This window comes from Aeromicrobium sp. CFBP 8757, assembly GCF_014841755.1.
GTDB lineage: Bacteria > Actinomycetota > Actinomycetes > Propionibacteriales > Nocardioidaceae > Aeromicrobium.
Window position 1 is genome coordinate 69245 of record NZ_JACYUM010000005.1, and the last position, 15399, is coordinate 84643.

Annotated in this window: 15 protein-coding genes and 1 riboswitch; of the genes, 12 read left to right on the forward strand and 3 right to left on the reverse strand. The window is 71.9% G+C overall.

The genetic code is table 11. The features are described from left to right. Nucleotides 1-12: 12 nt before the first annotated feature. From ilvC to IFT73_RS14515, 6 genes are all read left to right on the forward strand, one after another. Nucleotides 13-1038: a ketol-acid reductoisomerase gene (gene ilvC, locus IFT73_RS14490; protein ID WP_056609582.1), complete on the forward strand. Its 1026-nt coding sequence runs from the start codon at nucleotides 13-15 to the stop codon at nucleotides 1036-1038. 252 nt (nucleotides 1039-1290) lie between these two features. Beyond that, nucleotides 1291-1385: riboswitch (TPP riboswitch) on the forward strand. Further along, a complete protein-coding gene (gene thiM / locus IFT73_RS14495; RefSeq protein ID WP_192168239.1) occupies nucleotides 1375-2214 on the forward strand; it encodes a hydroxyethylthiazole kinase in 840 nt (279 codons plus the stop codon). Its footprint overlaps the riboswitch before it by 11 nt. After that, complete coding sequence (gene thiE, locus IFT73_RS14500) at nucleotides 2211-2858, forward strand: thiamine phosphate synthase (RefSeq protein WP_192168240.1); 648 nt, start codon at nucleotides 2211-2213, stop codon at nucleotides 2856-2858. The genes thiM and thiE overlap by 4 nt, the downstream gene beginning before the upstream one ends. After that, nucleotides 2855-3652, forward strand: a complete 798-nt coding sequence (gene thiD / locus IFT73_RS14505) for a bifunctional hydroxymethylpyrimidine kinase/phosphomethylpyrimidine kinase (RefSeq protein WP_192168241.1) — start codon at nucleotides 2855-2857, stop codon at nucleotides 3650-3652. Before thiE ends, thiD begins: the two co-directional genes overlap by 4 nt. Then, complete coding sequence (locus IFT73_RS14510) at nucleotides 3649-4311, forward strand: TenA family protein (protein ID WP_192168242.1); 663 nt, start codon at nucleotides 3649-3651, stop codon at nucleotides 4309-4311. Before thiD ends, IFT73_RS14510 begins: the two co-directional genes overlap by 4 nt. A 118-nt stretch (nucleotides 4312-4429) precedes the next feature. Beyond that, entirely contained in the window at nucleotides 4430-5641 is a 1212-nt protein-coding gene (locus tag IFT73_RS14515) for an esterase-like activity of phytase family protein (RefSeq protein ID WP_192168243.1), read from the forward strand. Nucleotides 5642-5748: 107 nt separating this feature from the next. On the opposite strand, the gene IFT73_RS14520 is transcribed toward IFT73_RS14515, so the two are convergent. Further along, nucleotides 5749-7203: a PLP-dependent aminotransferase family protein gene (locus IFT73_RS14520; protein WP_192168244.1), complete on the reverse strand. Its 1455-nt coding sequence runs from the start codon at nucleotides 7201-7203 to the stop codon at nucleotides 5749-5751. A 60-nt stretch (nucleotides 7204-7263) separates the two neighbouring features. Here IFT73_RS14520 and IFT73_RS14525 point away from each other — a divergent pair, with 60 nt between their 5' ends. Then, on the forward strand, nucleotides 7264-7422 hold the full coding sequence (locus tag IFT73_RS14525) for a hypothetical protein (protein WP_192168245.1): 159 nt from the start codon (nucleotides 7264-7266) through the stop codon (nucleotides 7420-7422). 5 nt (nucleotides 7423-7427) lie between these two features. Further along, nucleotides 7428-8063, forward strand: coding sequence for a YitT family protein (locus IFT73_RS14530; protein ID WP_197984272.1), 636 nt, complete (start codon nucleotides 7428-7430; stop codon nucleotides 8061-8063). Here IFT73_RS14530 and IFT73_RS14535 read toward each other — a convergent pair. Continuing rightward, nucleotides 8044-8607 (reverse strand): O-methyltransferase, encoded by a 564-nt coding sequence (locus tag IFT73_RS14535; RefSeq protein ID WP_056609568.1) that lies wholly within the window; start codon nucleotides 8605-8607, stop codon nucleotides 8044-8046. The genes IFT73_RS14530 and IFT73_RS14535 overlap by 20 nt on opposite strands. Nucleotides 8608-9139: 532 nt before the next feature. Here IFT73_RS14535 and IFT73_RS14540 point away from each other — a divergent pair. The 3 genes from IFT73_RS14540 to IFT73_RS14550 are packed head-to-tail and all read left to right on the forward strand — an operon-like array spanning nucleotide 9140 to nucleotide 12832. Beyond that, entirely contained in the window at nucleotides 9140-10216 is a 1077-nt protein-coding gene (locus tag IFT73_RS14540) for a 3-isopropylmalate dehydrogenase (protein WP_192168247.1), read from the forward strand. A gap of 42 nt (nucleotides 10217-10258) precedes the next feature. Next, nucleotides 10259-11353 (forward strand): branched-chain amino acid aminotransferase, encoded by a 1095-nt coding sequence (locus IFT73_RS14545; RefSeq protein ID WP_192168248.1) that lies wholly within the window; start codon nucleotides 10259-10261, stop codon nucleotides 11351-11353. Nucleotides 11354-11407: 54 nt separating this feature from the next. Then, nucleotides 11408-12832: an aspartate ammonia-lyase gene (locus IFT73_RS14550; protein ID WP_192168249.1), complete on the forward strand. Its 1425-nt coding sequence runs from the start codon at nucleotides 11408-11410 to the stop codon at nucleotides 12830-12832. An 82-nt stretch (nucleotides 12833-12914) separates the two neighbouring features. Here IFT73_RS14550 and IFT73_RS14555 read toward each other — a convergent pair whose 3' ends face one another. Further along, nucleotides 12915-13610, reverse strand: a complete 696-nt coding sequence (locus tag IFT73_RS14555) for a hypothetical protein (protein ID WP_192168250.1) — start codon at nucleotides 13608-13610, stop codon at nucleotides 12915-12917. A 174-nt stretch (nucleotides 13611-13784) separates the two neighbouring features. Here IFT73_RS14555 and cimA point away from each other — a divergent pair, with 174 nt between their 5' ends. After that, nucleotides 13785-15371: a citramalate synthase gene (cimA, locus tag IFT73_RS14560; protein WP_192168251.1), complete on the forward strand. Its 1587-nt coding sequence runs from the start codon at nucleotides 13785-13787 to the stop codon at nucleotides 15369-15371. Nucleotides 15372-15399 lie beyond the last annotated feature (28 nt).

The following is a 15399-nucleotide window of genomic DNA, read 5'->3' on the forward strand; positions in this document are numbered from 1 at the left end:
GAGACATGACCCGTGGCTGAACTCTTTTACGACGACGACGCCGACCTCAGCATCATCCAGGGCCGCAACGTCGCGGTCATCGGCTACGGAAGCCAGGGGCACGCGCACGCGCTCAACCTGCGCGACTCCGGCGTCGACGTCCGCGTCGGCCTGCCCGAGGGCTCCAAGAGCCGTGCCAAGGCCGAGGCCGAGGGCCTGCGCGTCCGCGACGTCGCCGAGGCGGTCGAGGAGGCCGACGTCATCGTGATCCTGGCGCCCGACCAGGTGCAGCGTCACGTCTACGCCGAGCACATCGAGCCCAACCTCGTCGACGGCGACGCCCTCGTCTTCGGCCACGGCTTCAACATCCGCTTCGGCTACATCGCGCCGCCCAAGGGCGTCGACGTCGTGCTGGTCGCCCCCAAGGCGCCCGGCCACACGGTCCGTCGCGAGTTCGTCGACGGCCGCGGCATCCCCGACATCATCGCGGTCGAGCAGGACGCCAGCGGCAAGGCGTGGGACCTCTCGCTGTCGTACGCCAAGGCCATCGGCGGAACCCGCGCCGGCGTCATCAAGACGACGTTCACCGAGGAGACCGAGACCGATCTCTTCGGCGAGCAGGCCGTGCTGTGCGGCGGCATGTCGCACCTCGTCCAGGCGGGCTTCGAGACGCTGACCGAGGCCGGCTACCAGCCCGAGATCGCGTACTTCGAGGTGCTGCACGAGCTCAAGCTCATCGTCGACCTCATGTGGGAGGGCGGCATCGCCAAGCAGCGCTGGAGCATCTCCGACACCGCCGAGTACGGCGACTACGTGTCGGGTCCGCGCGTCATCGACGCCTCGGTCAAGGAGCGCATGCAGGAGGTGCTGGCCGAGATCCAGGACGGCACCTTCGCCAAGCGCTTCATCGACGACCAGGACGCCGGCGCGCCGGAGTTCCTGCGCCTGCGCGAGGAGGAGGCCGGTCACCCGATCGAGAAGACCGGCAAGATCCTGCGCTCGCACTTCTCGTGGAAGCAGCAGGACACCGACTACGTCGACGGCCAGGCCGCCCGCTAGTCACCCGCACCACCGCACCACCGAGGGGCGTCGCACCGACAGGTGCGGCGCCCCTTCGCGCACCCCGCCCACATCCGCCGACGAGTCACGTACGCCCGCCGACGAGTCACGTGCGCCCGCCGACGAGTCACGTACGCCATGTCTGAGTGACTCGTCACCGGGCCTGAGTGACTCCTCACGGGGCGTGGGCGACTCGTCACGGGGCGGGAGTGACTCGTCGGCGCAGGGGGGTGGGTGGTGTGTAGGCTCGACGGCACACGGCCGGGGTGCCCCACGAGGGGCTGAGATGAGACCCGACGAACCTGATCCGGTTAGCACCGGCGCTAGGGAGCTGTCATGAGTAGTCCTGTCACGCCATCCACCAGCACGCCTTCGACCAGCGCGGCGTCGCCGACCACGGCGGCGATCGTCGCCGCGGTGCGCGAGCGGTCGCCGCTGGTGCAGTACATCACCAACTTCGTCTCGATGGACGTCGCCGCCAACGTGCTGAACGCCGTCGGCGCCTCGCCCGCCATGGTCCACGACCCGCACGAGTCGGGTGAGTTCGCCCGCATCGCGTCGGCCGTCGGCGTCAACATCGGCACGCCGTCGCCGTCGTGGGTCGAGGGGATGACCGAGGCGGCACGCGCCGCGCACGAGTGCGGCACGCCGTGGGTGCTCGACCCCGTCGCCGTCGGGGCCACCGCCTACCGTCGCGAGATCGTCGCCGGGCTGCTCGAGCACCGGCCGACGGTCGTGCGCGGCAACGCCAGCGAGATCCTCGCGATCGCCACGGCGCAGACCAGCGGTCGCGGGGTCGACAGCGACGCGGCGGCCTCCGACGCCGTCGAGGCGGCGACGTCGCTCGCCCGCGAGCTGTCGGCCGTCGTCGTCGTGACGGGCGTCGAGGACGTCGTCACCGACGGCACGCGCCGGGTCGTGGTGCACGGCGGCCACCCGTGGATGCCGATGGTCACGGCGCTGGGCTGCTCGGCGACGGCCCTGGTCGCGGCGTGCTGCGCCGTCGAGGACGATGCCGTCGAGGCGTCCGTCGCCGCGATGGCGATGCTCGCCGCGGCGGGCGAGCGGGCCGGGGCGGTGTCGGCCGGACCGGGTTCGTTCCGGGTCGCGCTGCTCGACGAGCTGGCGCGGCTCGACGACGCGCGCATCGCCTCGGTCCGGGTCGACCGGTCATGAGCGTCGACCTACGGGTCTACCTCGTGACGGACCCCCGCACCGACGACCTGATCGACGTCGTGTCGCGGGCCGTCGCCGGGGGAGTGACGAGCGTCCAGGTGCGTCACAAGGACGCGGCGCCCGACGAGAGGATCGATCTGGTCCGGCGCCTGCGGGACGCGCTGCCCGCCCACGTCGCGGTCATCGCCAACGACGACCTCGAGGCCGCCCGGTGGGCCGACGGCCTGCACGTGGGGGTCGACGACGTCGCACCGAGCACCGCCCGAGCGGCCTTGGGCCCCGACGCGGTCATCGGGTGGTCGGTCAACGACCTGGCCCAGCTTGACGACGTCGTCGAGATGTCGGCGTGCGACTACGTCGCGGTCAGCCCCGTGTGGGCCACCGCCACGAAGGCGGACGCGTCGGAGCCGTTCGGTCTCGACGGCGTCCGCGCCGTGGTCGACCGGGTGGACGGCCGGGTGCCGGTCGTCGGCATCGGTGGCATCGACAGCACCACCGCCGGCCTGGTCGTCGGGTCCGGTGCGAGCGGGGTCGCGGTGGTGAGCGCGATCTGCGCCGCCGCCGACCCGACCTCGGCCGCCGCGGACCTGCGGCGCGCGGTCGACGACGCGCTGCGCGCCACGGCGGGGAGGGCGGGCCGATGACGCGCACCCCGGTCATGCTGAGCGTCGCCGGCTCCGACCCGTCCGGCGGCGCCGGCATCCAGGCCGACCTGAAGACCGCGAGCGCGATCGGCGTCTACGGCGCGGCCGTGCTGACGGCGCTGACGGTGCAGAACACGCTGGGCGTCACCGGCATCCACGGCGTGCCCGCACGGTTCGTCGCCGACCAGTACGCGTCCGTCGTCACCGACCTCGACGTCCGTGCGGTCAAGATCGGCATGCTGGGCGGTGCGGACGTCGTCGAGGCCGTCGCGTCGATGCTGCGCGAGCACCCCGTGCCGGTCGTCGTGCTCGACCCCGTCATGGTCGCGACGTCCGGCGACCGGCTGGTCCCCGAGGACGCCGTCGCGGCGATCCGCGAGCTGCTGGTGCCCCTCGCGTCCGTCGTGACGCCCAACGTGCCGGAGCTCGAGGTGCTGACGGGCCTGCCGGTCGCGTCGGCGGACGACCTCGAGATGGCGGGGCGGGTGCTGCTCGGCGCCGGGCCGGGCGCGGTGCTCGCCAAGGGTGGACACCTCGACGGCGACCGCTGCACCGACGTCCTGGTGACGCCCGACGGCGCGCACCGCCTCGACGCGTCCCGCGTGCGCACGCGGCACACGCACGGCACGGGGTGCACGCTGTCGTCGGCGATCGCGTCGTACGTCGTGCTGGGGCTCGACCTGGTCGACGCCGTGACCGCCGCGAAGGCCTACCTGCACCGCGCGCTGGTCGCCGGTGCGAGCCTCGAGCTGGGCGGCGGCAACGGGCCCGTCGACCACCGGGTGCCCGCGTGAGCTCCACGGCGCAGGACTGCTGGACGTCGGTCGACGACTGGTTCGCGGCCATCTGCCGGCACCCGTTCGTCGTCGGCCTGACGGACGGGTCGTTGCCCGAGGACGTCTTCGTCCGCTACCTCGTCGACGACGCCCACTACCTCGACCGCTACGCCCGGGTGCTGTCGCAGCTCGCGAGCCGGGCGCCCGACGTGGCCGGCATCGAGCTGTGGGCGGCGTCCGCCGTCGGGGCCGTCGCCGCCGAGCGCGAGCTGCACCGGTCGTACCTGGTGCCGCGAGGTCTCGACCCCGAGGCCGATGCCGTCCCCGAGGCGTCACCGACCTGCGTCGCCTACACGGGGTCGCTGGAGGCGGCAGCGCACTCCGCGCCGTTCGACGTGGCCCTGGCGGCAGTGCTGCCGTGCTTCCGGGTCTACGCCGAGGTGGGCCGCCACGTCATGGCACGACGTGCGCCCGGCCAGCACCCGTACGGCGCGTGGATCGACACCTACGCGGCGCCGGAGTTCGACGAGGCCGTGCGGCGCGCCGAGGCGTACCTCGACGCGTGGACGACCGACCGGGACGCGGTCGTCGCGGCCTACCGCCGGTCGACCCGGTTCGAGTGGATGTTCTGGGACGCCGCGTGGCGGGCCGATCCGTGGCCCGCTCCCACCTCCTGAGGTGAGGACGGCAGCCACGCGAAGTGTTCGCGTGGGCGTCGTCCGCGCGTCGTCCCGGTCGGGTTGGTTGGTGAGGTGTCCCGGGGGGTCCGGTCCACCGAACCAGAGGAGCAGCACCATGCCACGTCCTTCACGTCCCCGTCTCGTCGGCGCTCTCGTCGTCGCGCTCGCCGCGGCGAGCGTCTCGCCGGCCGCGGCGTCCGGCCGTTACGACGACCACGACCACGGTCAGGCGAGGCTCCTGGCCCGCGCCACGCTGTCGGCCGACCACCAGGCGCCCGGCCCGCCGTCCGGCGCGCTGGCCACCCCGGCCAACGGACGTCAGGGTCCGTTCCCCGGCCAGGTCGTGCCGGGCTTCTCCGCCGCGATCGACAACGGCGACGGGACGTTCTGGGCCCAGCCCGACAACGGCTTCGGCGCGAAGGGCAACTCCGCCGACTTCCTGCTTCGGCTCTACCTGGTGCGGCCGCACTGGAAGACCGCCCGTGGCGGCTCGGGCGAGGTCACGGTGCTGCGCCACATCTCGTTGTCCGACCCGCAGCACCGGATCGGCTTCCCGATCGTCAACGAGTCGACCTCCGACCGTCTGCTGACCGGCGACGACCTCGACATCGAGTCGGTGCAGCGCGGCAGGGACGGAACGTTCTGGATCGGCGACGAGTTCGGTCCGTTCATCGTCCACGTCGACGCGAGGGGCCGGGTGCTGTCGGCTCCCGTCGCCTCGCCCCTCGGCAAGTCGCCGCAGAACCCGCTGCTCGGCGGCGAGCAGCCCCGGACTCAGCAGAGCGGCGGCTTCGAGGCGATGGCGCGGTCGAAGGACGGACGCCACCTCTACCCGATCCTCGAGAACGCGCTCGTGGGTGACACCGACAAGCGACGGCGCGTGGTCGCCGAGCTCGACACGCGCACCGGGCGCTACACCGGACGGACGTGGGACTACCGGGTCGACGCCGACGCGAACCTGGTCGCCGACGCGCAGATCACCTCGCGGGGCGACCTGCTGGTGCTCGAGCGCGACAACGCCGACGGCACCGCGGCCGTCACCAAGAAGGTCTACGCGGTGCGGCTCGGCACGCACGGGACGGCGACCAAGTCGCTGGTCGTCGACCTGCTCGACATTTCCGACCGCCGAGGCGTCAGCACGGGCGGCGGCTGGGGCACGGGGCGGCAGTTCTCGTTCGGCTTCCAGTCGGTCGAGACCCTCGTCCCGCTGTCGGGCGGACGCCTGATGATCGCCAACGACAACAACTACCCGGGCAACTCCGCGCGACGTCCCGGCACGCCCGACGACACCGAGATGATCGTCATCGACCCCGCCCCCCGTCGCTGACGAGTCACGGATGCCCACCGACGAGTCACGGATGCCCACCGACGAGTCGCTCGTGCCCGGCACGAGTGACTCGTCGAGGGGCGTGAGTGACTCGTCGGCGGACGGGGTCAGGCGATCATCTCGAGGGTCTTCGCGGGGGCGGACGGGGACGGCGTGTCGGCAGGGCGGGCGCCGGTCACCTCCTCGTAGGCCGACCGCAACCGCGCGACGGCCTCGGTCATGGTCTCGTGCGACTGGTTGTACGGCAGCCGCAGGTGCCGCTCGCCCGCCGTGCCCGGACGCGTGAAGAACCGGGGGCCGGGCGTCAGCAGCAGGCCGTGCCGCGCCGCGGCCGTCGTGAGTCGCGACGACATGCGGTGGGGGAGCGTCACCCACAGGCTCAGCCCGCCGGCGGGGCAGGGCGCCTGGACGTCGGGCAGCTCGCGCGCGAGCTCGGCCAGCAGGTGGTCACGGGCCGCCCGCAGGCGCGCCCGACCCGCCGCGGCCGTCTGTCCGCCCTCGACCAGCAGCTCGGACAGCACGAGCTGGTCGAACGCCGACGAGCCGAGATCGTCCATCATGCGCGCCTGCACGAGGGGCATGACGGCGTCGCGGGGCGCCCGGATCCACCCGACCCGCAGCCCGCCCCAGTACGACTTGGACGACGAGCCGATCAGCATCGCCCGCGGGTCGTAGGTCGCGAACACGGGCGGCAGGTCCACCCCGTCGAGGTTGAGCTCGCGCAGCGACTCGTCGACGACCGGCACGACGTCGTGGCGCCGCAGCTCGCGGGCCCACGTCGTGCGCTCGGCGTCGGTCATGACCGCGGCGGTCGGGTTGTGGAAGTCGGGGACGAGGTACGCCGCGCGATGGGGCGACCCCGCCAGGACGGAGGTCAGCGCCTCGGTGTCCCACGGGGACCCGTCGACCGGCAGGGGCGACAGCCGCGCCCCCGCCGCGGCGAACGACTCGTGCGCGTGCGGGTAGCCGGTGCCCTCGACGACGACGCGCTGCCCGGGGCTGACGAGCGTCCGTGCCAGCAACGAGATCGCGCCCATCGCGCCGCTGGTGACGACGATCTGGTCGGGATCCGTGGGCAGACCACCGTCGGTGTACCGCTGGGCCAGCACCTCGCGCAGCACCGGCAGGCCGTCCGGGAGGTAGCCCGTCGTCGACAGCAGGCCCGGCAGCTTGGCGGCCGCGGTCTCGAACGCCCGGGCCAGGCCCGGTGGGCCGATCGGCGCCGCGTACGTCAGCGCGATGGTGTCGGCGTCGTCGGCGTCGACGATCAGGCTGCTGGCGGTCGAGCTCTCGAGCGGCAGCCGCACGACGCTGCCCGCCCCCTGCCGCGACCGGACCAGCCCGGCGTCCCGCAGCTCGGCGTAGACGCGTGTCGTCGTGGTGCGGCTGACGTCCATCGCGACGGCCAGCTCGCGCTCGGACGGCAGGCGCGTGCCGTCGGCGACACGGCCGTCGACGATGAGGAGTCGCAGGCGGTCGGCGATCTCGCGGTAGGCGGGGCCGACGCGGTCGAGGCCGCCGAGCAGCTCGGCCAGCCGGCGGGCGGAGACGATGGGAGCCATGAGGCCACTGTTCCACAACTGGCTATAGATCGCGAGGCCAATCGTGATCATGCTGGGACCATGAACGAGCTGCTCGCCCTGATCGGGCTCATCGCGCTGGCCGTGACCGGCATCCTGCTCGCACGTCTCGTGCGCTGCGACGGACTGGGGTCGACCGCGACGCCGCGCAGCCACGCCGCCGAGCTCGGCACGTGGGCCGACCGGGAGATGCGACGATGACCTCCATGACGACGACCGGCCTGCCCGCGCGCCTCGTGCGCCTGTTCGTCGGCCTGTTCCTGTACGGCTTCACGATGGCGATGATGGTCGAGTCGACCTTGGGGCTCGACCCGTGGGACGTCTTCCACGAGGGCGTGACCCGGCACGTCGGTCTGTCGTTCGGCCAGGTCGTCATCGTGACGGGTGCCGTCGTGCTGCTGCTCTGGATACCGCTGCGCCAGCTGCCCGGTGTCGGGACGGTGGCCAACGTCGTCGTGATCGGTCTGGCCGCCGACCTCGGCATCGCCGTGATCGCCCAGCCCGACGACCTGTGGCTGCGGGCCCTGCTGCTGGTCGGCGGGATCGTCGGCAACGGCTTCGCGGGGGCCCTCTACATCGGCGCCGCGCTGGGCCCGGGCCCGCGCGACGGGCTGTGGCTCGGGCTGGTGCGCCGAACGGGGCGCAGCGTCCGCCTGTGGCGCACCGTCATCGAGGTGACGGTGCTGGCGGTCGGCTTCGCGCTCGGCGGCACGGTCGGCGTCGGCACGGTGCTCTACGCCGTGACGATCGGGCCCGTCGTGCAGGCGTTCCTGCCGCTGGTGCAGGTCGAGGTGCCCCCGAAGCGCCGCGGGGACGAGGAGGTCAGCGCCGAGTCGCGATGATGAGCGACGCGTCGACGTCGATCAGCATCTCGACCGCCGCGAACCGCTCGTCGGTCAGCCACTGCTCGCGCACGGTGTCGACGCGCCCCTCGACGATCGGGGGCCAGAACGCGGACGGCACGAAGTCGTCGAGCACCGCGATGCCGCCGGGCTCGAGCAGGTCGGCGATGACGTCGATGCTCTCCATGACCTCGCGGATGTCGATGAACAGCAGCGAGAACGGTGCGTACTGCTCGAGGGTCGACCAGTCGCCGGCGATGACGTCGACGTTGTCGGTGCCGGCGAAGATCTTCTGCACGTCGCCTGCGAGGGCGGGGTCGAGCTCGGCACTGACGACGCGGGCGTCCCGGGGTGCCCCGCTCGACAGCCAGGCCGATCCGACGCCGCAGCCGGTGCCCAGCTCGGCGAGGGTGCCGGTGCGGGAGGCGGCCAGTGAGGCGAGCAGGCGGCCGGTCTCGTTGCGGATCGACGTGATGAACCCGCGCTGGCGCGAGAGGTCGAGCGTGCTCGCGACGAGATCGGGGACTTCGGCGGGTGCGCTCACGCGGTCAGTGTTTCACGGACGGGAGCGGCGGCCGTCGGGCGACGTCTCGTCGGCTGAGACACGCGACGAATGACCCTGCGCCGCGCAGATCCCTGCAGTACGCTCGTCGACATGCGGAAGCAGCTGGTACTCATCGCTTGCCGCGGCAGGGCCTCCTAGGGCCACACCCTGCCGCGGTGTTTCGGCGTTGGCCCGCCGTTCCGCAGCAGGGTACAGAGACCACGACCTGGTCTCAGCACTTCTCGCACTCTCCCGGTGATCCCGGATCTCGAGGCGTTGTTGGACGGCGGACCTACGCCGGACCCGCGCCTGACCGTCCGAACGATCGACTTCACCGAAGGAGAACCATCATGAACAGCTTCTCGACGTCCAGCACGCTCATCGAGTGGGGACCGGCGCACCTGCGCGACGAGGCGACGCAGCACGAGATCGAGCTCAGCGACCGCCCCGACGACAACTGACGGCAGCGGGTGTTCTCACATCCCGGGATGGTGGTTTCACATCCTGAGACGAGACTCCTAGGATGGTCGGCATGACCTCCTCCTTCTCGCTCGCAGTCGTGGCCGGTGACGGCATCGGACCCGAGGTGACCGCCCAGGCCCTCAAGGTCCTCGACGTCATCGCCCCGGCCCACGACATCTCCTTCGCCACGACCGACTACGACCTCGGGGCGCGCCGCTACCACGCGACGGGCGAGACGTTGCCGGACTCGGTGCTGGAGGAGATCCGCGGGCACGACGCGATCCTGCTGGGCGCCGTCGGCGACCCGAGCGTGCCGTCGGGCGTGCTCGAGCGTGGCCTGCTGCTCAAGCTGCGCTTCGCGCTCGACCACTACGTCAACCTGCGACCGTCCAAGCTGTTCACCGGGGTCGCGACGCCGCTGGGCGATCCCGGCGTCATCGACTTCGTGGTCGTGCGCGAGGGCACCGAGGGGCCGTACGTCGGCAACGGGGGAGCCATCCGGGTCGGGACGCCCCACGAGCTCGCGACCGAGGTCAGCATCAACACGGCCTACGGCGTCGAGCGGGTCGTCCGCGACGCCTTCGCCCGCGCGCAGGCGCGCCCGCGCAAGAAGCTGACGCTGGTGCACAAGAACAACGTCCTCGTGCACGCCGGCCACCTCTGGACGCGCACGGTCGACGCCGTCGCGACGGAGTTCCCGGACGTGTCGGTCGACTACCTGCACGTCGACGCCGCGACGATCTTCCTCGTGACCGATCCGGCCCGCTTCGACGTCATCGTGACCGACAACCTGTTCGGCGACATCCTGACCGACCTGGCCGCCGCGATCACGGGTGGCATCGGGCTGGCCGCCAGCGGCAACGTCAACCCCGATCGCACGGCGCCCAGCATGTTCGAGCCGGTCCACGGTTCGGCGCCCGACATCGCGGGCCAGGGCAAGGCCGATCCGACCGCGGCGATCCTCTCGGGCGGCATGCTGCTCGAGCACCTGGGCTTCCCCGAGGCCGCCGCGCAGATCACCGCGGCCGTCGAGGCCGACATCGCCGACCGCGGCGCGTCGGTCCGCTCGACCGAGGAGGTGGGTGAGGCTCTCGCGCAGCGCGTGGCAGACGGACTGGGCGCGGCCGGAGGCGTATCGGTCGCCTAGCGACCCCATCCCTGCGAACCAGAGAGTTGTACCGTGACCAGCATGACCTCCACCACCTACGCCGCCACGTTCGAGCCCAATCCGGCGGCGAGGTCCGCCGAGCAGCGTGACGCGATCCTCGCCGATCCCGGCTTCGGCAACCACTTCACCGACTACATGTTCCTGGCCGAGTGGACGCCCGACACCGGGTGGGCCGACGCCCGCGTCGTGCCGTACGGCCCCCTGCAGATCGACCCGGCGACGGCCGTCCTGCACTACGCGCAGGAGATCTTCGAGGGCCTCAAGGCGTACGTCCACGACGACGGCTCGGCGTGGCTGTTCCGTCCCGAGGCCAACGCGGCCCGCATGCAGCGCTCGGCCCGCCGCCTCGCGCTGCCCGAGCTGCCGACCGACTGGTTCCTCGGGTCGATCGGCTCGCTGATCGAGGCCGACCGCGAGTGGATCCCGGCCGGGGGCGAGAAGAGCCTCTACCTGCGCCCGTTCATGTTCGCGTCCGAGGTGTTCCTCGGCGTCCGGCCCTCGCAGCACGTGACCTACTCGGTCATCGCCTCGCCCGCCGGCGCGTACTTCGCCGGCGGCGTCCAGGCCGTCTCGATCTGGCTGTCGTCGGAGTACTCGCGCGCCGGAGCGGGCGGCACGGGCGCGGCCAAGTGTGGCGGCAACTATGCGGCGTCGCTGCTGCCGCAGCAGGAGGCCGCCGAGCACGGCTGCGCGCAGGTCGCCTTCCTCGACTCCACCGAGAAGAAGTGGATCGAGGAGCTCGGCGGGATGAACCTGTACTTCGTCCAGTCGGACGGCTCGATCGTCACGCCGGCGCTGTCGGGGTCGATCCTCGAGGGCATCACGCGCGACTCGATCATGCAGATCGGACGCGACCTCGGCCACGAGGTCGTCGAGCGTCGGGTGTCGATCGACGAGTGGCGCCAGGGCGCGGCCGACGGCACGATCACCGAGGTGTTCGCGTGCGGCACCGCCGCGGTCGTCACGCCGGTCGCCTCGCTGAAGTGGGACGGCGGCGAGGCGGTCAGTGGCGACGGTGAGCCGGGCAAGGTCACGACCGACATCCGCTCGGCGCTGGTCGACATCCAGTACGGACGCGCCGAGGACCGCCACGGCTGGCTCACCCGCGTCGTCTGAGCGGACCTGTGATTGGGTGGCTGTGACCACCGTCACAGCAACTCAGGAGAGCGCATGTCCGTCGCCACACGATCCGAGCACGACCTGATCGGAGACCGTGAGGTTCCTCTCGAGGCCTACTGGGGAGTGCACACGCTCCGCGCCCTCGAGAACTTCCCCATCACCGGAATCCCCATCGCCGCCAGCCCTTACCTCGTCGAGGCGCTCGCGGCCGTCAAGCAGGCGGCCGCGACCGCCAACCACGACCTCGGGCTGCTCGACGACGAGCGGTTCGCGGCGATCCGCGACGCGTGCCAGGAGATCCGCGCCGGCGGGCTCGCGGACGAGTTCGTCGTCGACGTCATCCAGGGTGGCGCCGGCACGTCGACGAACATGAACGCCAACGAGGTCATCGCCAACCGGGCCCTCGAGCTGATGGGCCACGCGAAGGGCGACTACGCGGTCGTCCACCCCAACGAGCACGTCAACCTGAGCCAGTCGACCAACGACGTCTACCCGACGGCCGTCAAGATCGCGATCATCCTGGCGACGCACGACCTGCTCGCGGCGATGGAGGTGCTCGAGGAGTCGTTCGCCAGCAAGGCCGACGAGTTCCACGACGTCCTCAAGATGGGGCGCACCCAGCTGCAGGACGCCGTCCCGATGACGCTGGGCCAGGAGTTCCGCACGTACTCGCTGATGATCGGCGAGGACCGCGCACGCCTCGGCGAGGCCGTGCTGCTGCTGCACGAGATCAACCTCGGGGCCACCGCGATCGGCACGATGCTCAACGCACCGACCGGCTACGTCCCGTCGGCGTGCGGGCACCTCGCGGCGATCACGGGGCTGCCGCTCGAGACCGCCGTCGACCTGATCGAGGCGACGCAGGACTGCGGAGCGTTCGTGCAGCTGTCGGGCACGCTCAAGCGCGTCGCGGTCAAGCTGTCGAAGATCTGCAACGACCTGCGGCTGCTGTCGTCCGGGCCCCGCGCAGGGTTCAACGAGATCAACCTGCCAGCCGTCCAGGCCGGGTCGAGCATCATGCCCGGCAAGGTCAACCCCGTGATCCCCGAGGTCGTCAACCAGGTCGCGTTCCAGATCATCGGCCACGACATGACCGTCACGATGGCGGCCGAGGCGGGCCAGCTGCAGCTCAACGCCTTCGAGCCGGTCATCTGCTACTCGCTGTCGGCGGGCATCTCGCGGCTCGAGCAGGCGGTGCTGACGCTGGCGCACCGCTGCGTCGACGGCATCACGGCCAATGCCGAGCTGCTGCGCGCCGAGGTCGAGAACTCGATCGGGCTGGTCACGGCGCTCAACCCGTACATCGGCTACGCCGCGGCGACCGAGGTCGCCAAGGAGGCCCTCGCGACGGGGCGCGGCGTCGCCGAGCTGGTGCTCGAGCGCGGCCTGCTGCCGCGCGAGCAGCTCGAGGCGATCCTGCGTCCGGAGGTGCTCGCCAACCTGGCCAAGCGTCCCGAGCGCCGATCGGGCGCCTGACGCGATCGGGACGCCTTCGGGCGGTGCCTCAGCGACCTGTCGGCGGCTGCGACAGGTCGCTCAGGCACCGCCGCCGGACTCGTCAGGGCGCGAACAGGGTGACGGCAGGGTCGCCCAGCAGTCGGACGACCAGACGCTCGGCGGCCGGGTCGTAGGCGATGTCGACGTCGATCGTGCGGTCGTTCGGCGTCTGCGCGGCGGCCGGGTCGCCGAGCCCGTAGGCGATGTCGCGCAGCGTCACGGTCGCGCGGCCGACCGGGTCGTTGGCGGGCCACTCCGCGATCACGCGGTGCACGAGGCCCGCCAGCACGGCGCCGAGCATCGCGTGCTGGTCGGCCTCGACGCCCTCGACGACGATCTCGGGCAACCCGAACGAGACGAGCCCGACGGTCGCGAGCCGCCCAGAGCCCAGCTCGGCGTAGTCGACGACGTACCACTGCGTCGCGTGCGCCAGCGAGACCTCGCCGGGACGCCCGTCGACGACGCGGGGCACCGCCAGGTCGATCACGACCCCGTCGTGGTCCTCGGCGATCGAGAGCGCCTCGACCCGCGCGTCGCGCTGCGCGAACGCGGCACCCTCGGCGTCGGCGGTGCGCAGCAGGAGCGTCTGGTGGTGCCGTGACCGGAGCCGCCGCAGCGCGACCTCGGACGTCCCGTAGCGGCGCAGCAGCTCGGGTGACGGCGGAGGGATCAGGTCGTCGGTCGCGAGCGGCTCGGCGGTCATGACGGCGTACATGACGCGCGTCTGCTCGGGACGCGGGACGGGTCTGGCGGTCATAGGCGGCTCAGTCTAGACTGGCGCGCATGCCGAGCATCTCGATCATTACCGACAGGCGCGCCGCGAGCTGAACACCGCTCCCGACGCGCTGCCTCCCCGATCGTGGGAGGTTTTTTTGTGCCCGAGACGCCGACCCGGACGAAGGACGAAGCTGTGAACGCAGGCCACCAGCACGTGAGTGACTTCCACGTCTACGACACGACCCTGCGCGACGGCGCGCAGCAGGAGGGCCTGAACCTCTCGGTCCAGGACAAGCTGCACATCTCGCGGCACCTCGACGACCTCGGCGTCGGCTACATCGAGGGCGGCTGGCCCGGCTCCAACCCCAAGGACACCGAGTTCTTCCAGCTCGCGTCCAAGGAGCTCGAGCTGCGGCACGCGACGCTCGCGGCCTTCGGAGCGACCCGTCGCCCGAACGTCGCGGCGGCGGACGACGCGCTGCTCGCGGCGCTGCGCGAGTCGGGAGCGTCGGTCGTCACCCTCGTGGCCAAGAGCCACGACCGCCACGTCGAGCTCGCCCTGCGCACGACGCTGGAGGAGAACCTCGCGATGGTCCGCGACTCCGTGACGCACCTGCGCGACGCCGGGCAGCGGGTCTTCGTCGACCTCGAGCACTTCTTCGACGGCTACCGGGCCAACCGCGACTACGCCCTCGAGGTCGTCCGCACCGCCGCCGAGGCGGGCGCCGAGGTCGCCGTGCTGTGCGACACCAACGGCGGCATGCTGCCGCACTGGGTCACCGAGATCGTCGAGGACGTCATGACGACCGGCGCGCGCCTCGGCATCCACGCGCACAACGACACCGGGTGCGCGGTCGCCAACTCGATGGCCGCGGTGCAGGCCGGCGCGACCCACCTGCAGGGCTGCATCAACGGGTACGGCGAGCGGACGGGCAACGCCGACCTCGTCACGTGCGTCGCCAACCTCGAGCTCAAGCTCGGCATGTCGCTGCTGCCGGAGGGCCGCCTCGCCGACGCCACGCGCATCTCGCACGCCATCTCCGAGATCACGAACTACCCGCCGCACGCGCGCCAGCCCTACACCGGCGTCTCGGCCTTCGCGCACAAGGCCGGCCTGCACGCCAGCGCGATCCGGGTCGACGCCGACCTCTACCAGCACATCGACCCGTCGCTGGTCGGCAACGACATGCGGCTGCTGGTGTCGGAGATGGCCGGCCGGGCCACGATCGAGCTCAAGGGCAAGGAGCTCGGCTACGACCTCGCGAGCGATCCCGCGCTGCTGGCGCGCGTCACCGACCGGGTCAAGCAGATGGAGCAGTCCGGCTACACGTTCGAGGCGGCCGACGCCTCGTTCGAGCTGCTGCTGGCCGAGGAGGTCGACGGCGTCCGCACGTCGTTCTTCGACGTCGAGTCGTGGCGCGTGCTGGCCGAGTCGGCGCGGGGTGCCGACGCCGTGTCGGAGGCGACGGTCAAGCTGCGGGCCGGGGGAGTGCGCCTGGCCGTCATCGGCGAGGGCAACGGCCCCGTCAACGCCCTCGACCACGCGCTGCGCCAGGCCATCGAGCAGGTCTACCCCGACGTCGCACGCTTCCACCTGACCGACTTCAGGGTGCGGATCCTCGACCAGGGCCACGGCACGGACGCCGTCACGCGGGTGCTGATCGAGACGACCGACGGCAAGGCCGTGTGGGTCACGGTCGGCGTCGGCGCGAACATCATCGAGGCCTCGTGGGAGGCCCTCGTCGACGCTCTGACGTACGGCCTGCGGCTGCACGGCGTCCGGCCCAGCATCGACGGCTGACCCGCTGGCGTTGCCCGGCGCCGCCCAG

What these genes read in the sequence shown, in the direction of transcription:
- thiM (WP_192168239.1), top strand. Translation starts at nt 1,375, where the DNA reads ATGAGTAGTCCTGTCACGCCATCCACCAGCACGCCTTCGACCAGCGCG.
- thiE (WP_192168240.1), top strand. Translation starts at nt 2,211, where the DNA reads ATGAGCGTCGACCTACGGGTCTACCTCGTGACGGACCCCCGCACCGAC.
- thiD (WP_192168241.1), top strand. Translation starts at nt 2,855, where the DNA reads ATGACGCGCACCCCGGTCATGCTGAGCGTCGCCGGCTCCGACCCGTCC.
- IFT73_RS14515 (WP_192168243.1), top strand. Translation starts at nt 4,430, where the DNA reads ATGCCACGTCCTTCACGTCCCCGTCTCGTCGGCGCTCTCGTCGTCGCG.
- IFT73_RS14520 (WP_192168244.1), bottom strand. Translation starts at nt 7,203, where the DNA reads ATGGCTCCCATCGTCTCCGCCCGCCGGCTGGCCGAGCTGCTCGGCGGC.
- IFT73_RS14525 (WP_192168245.1), top strand. Translation starts at nt 7,264, where the DNA reads ATGAACGAGCTGCTCGCCCTGATCGGGCTCATCGCGCTGGCCGTGACC.
- IFT73_RS14530 (WP_197984272.1), top strand. Translation starts at nt 7,428, where the DNA reads ATGACGACGACCGGCCTGCCCGCGCGCCTCGTGCGCCTGTTCGTCGGC.
- IFT73_RS14540 (WP_192168247.1), top strand. Translation starts at nt 9,140, where the DNA reads ATGACCTCCTCCTTCTCGCTCGCAGTCGTGGCCGGTGACGGCATCGGA.
- IFT73_RS14545 (WP_192168248.1), top strand. Translation starts at nt 10,259, where the DNA reads ATGACCTCCACCACCTACGCCGCCACGTTCGAGCCCAATCCGGCGGCG.
- IFT73_RS14550 (WP_192168249.1), top strand. Translation starts at nt 11,408, where the DNA reads ATGTCCGTCGCCACACGATCCGAGCACGACCTGATCGGAGACCGTGAG.
- IFT73_RS14555 (WP_192168250.1), bottom strand. Translation starts at nt 13,610, where the DNA reads ATGACCGCCAGACCCGTCCCGCGTCCCGAGCAGACGCGCGTCATGTAC.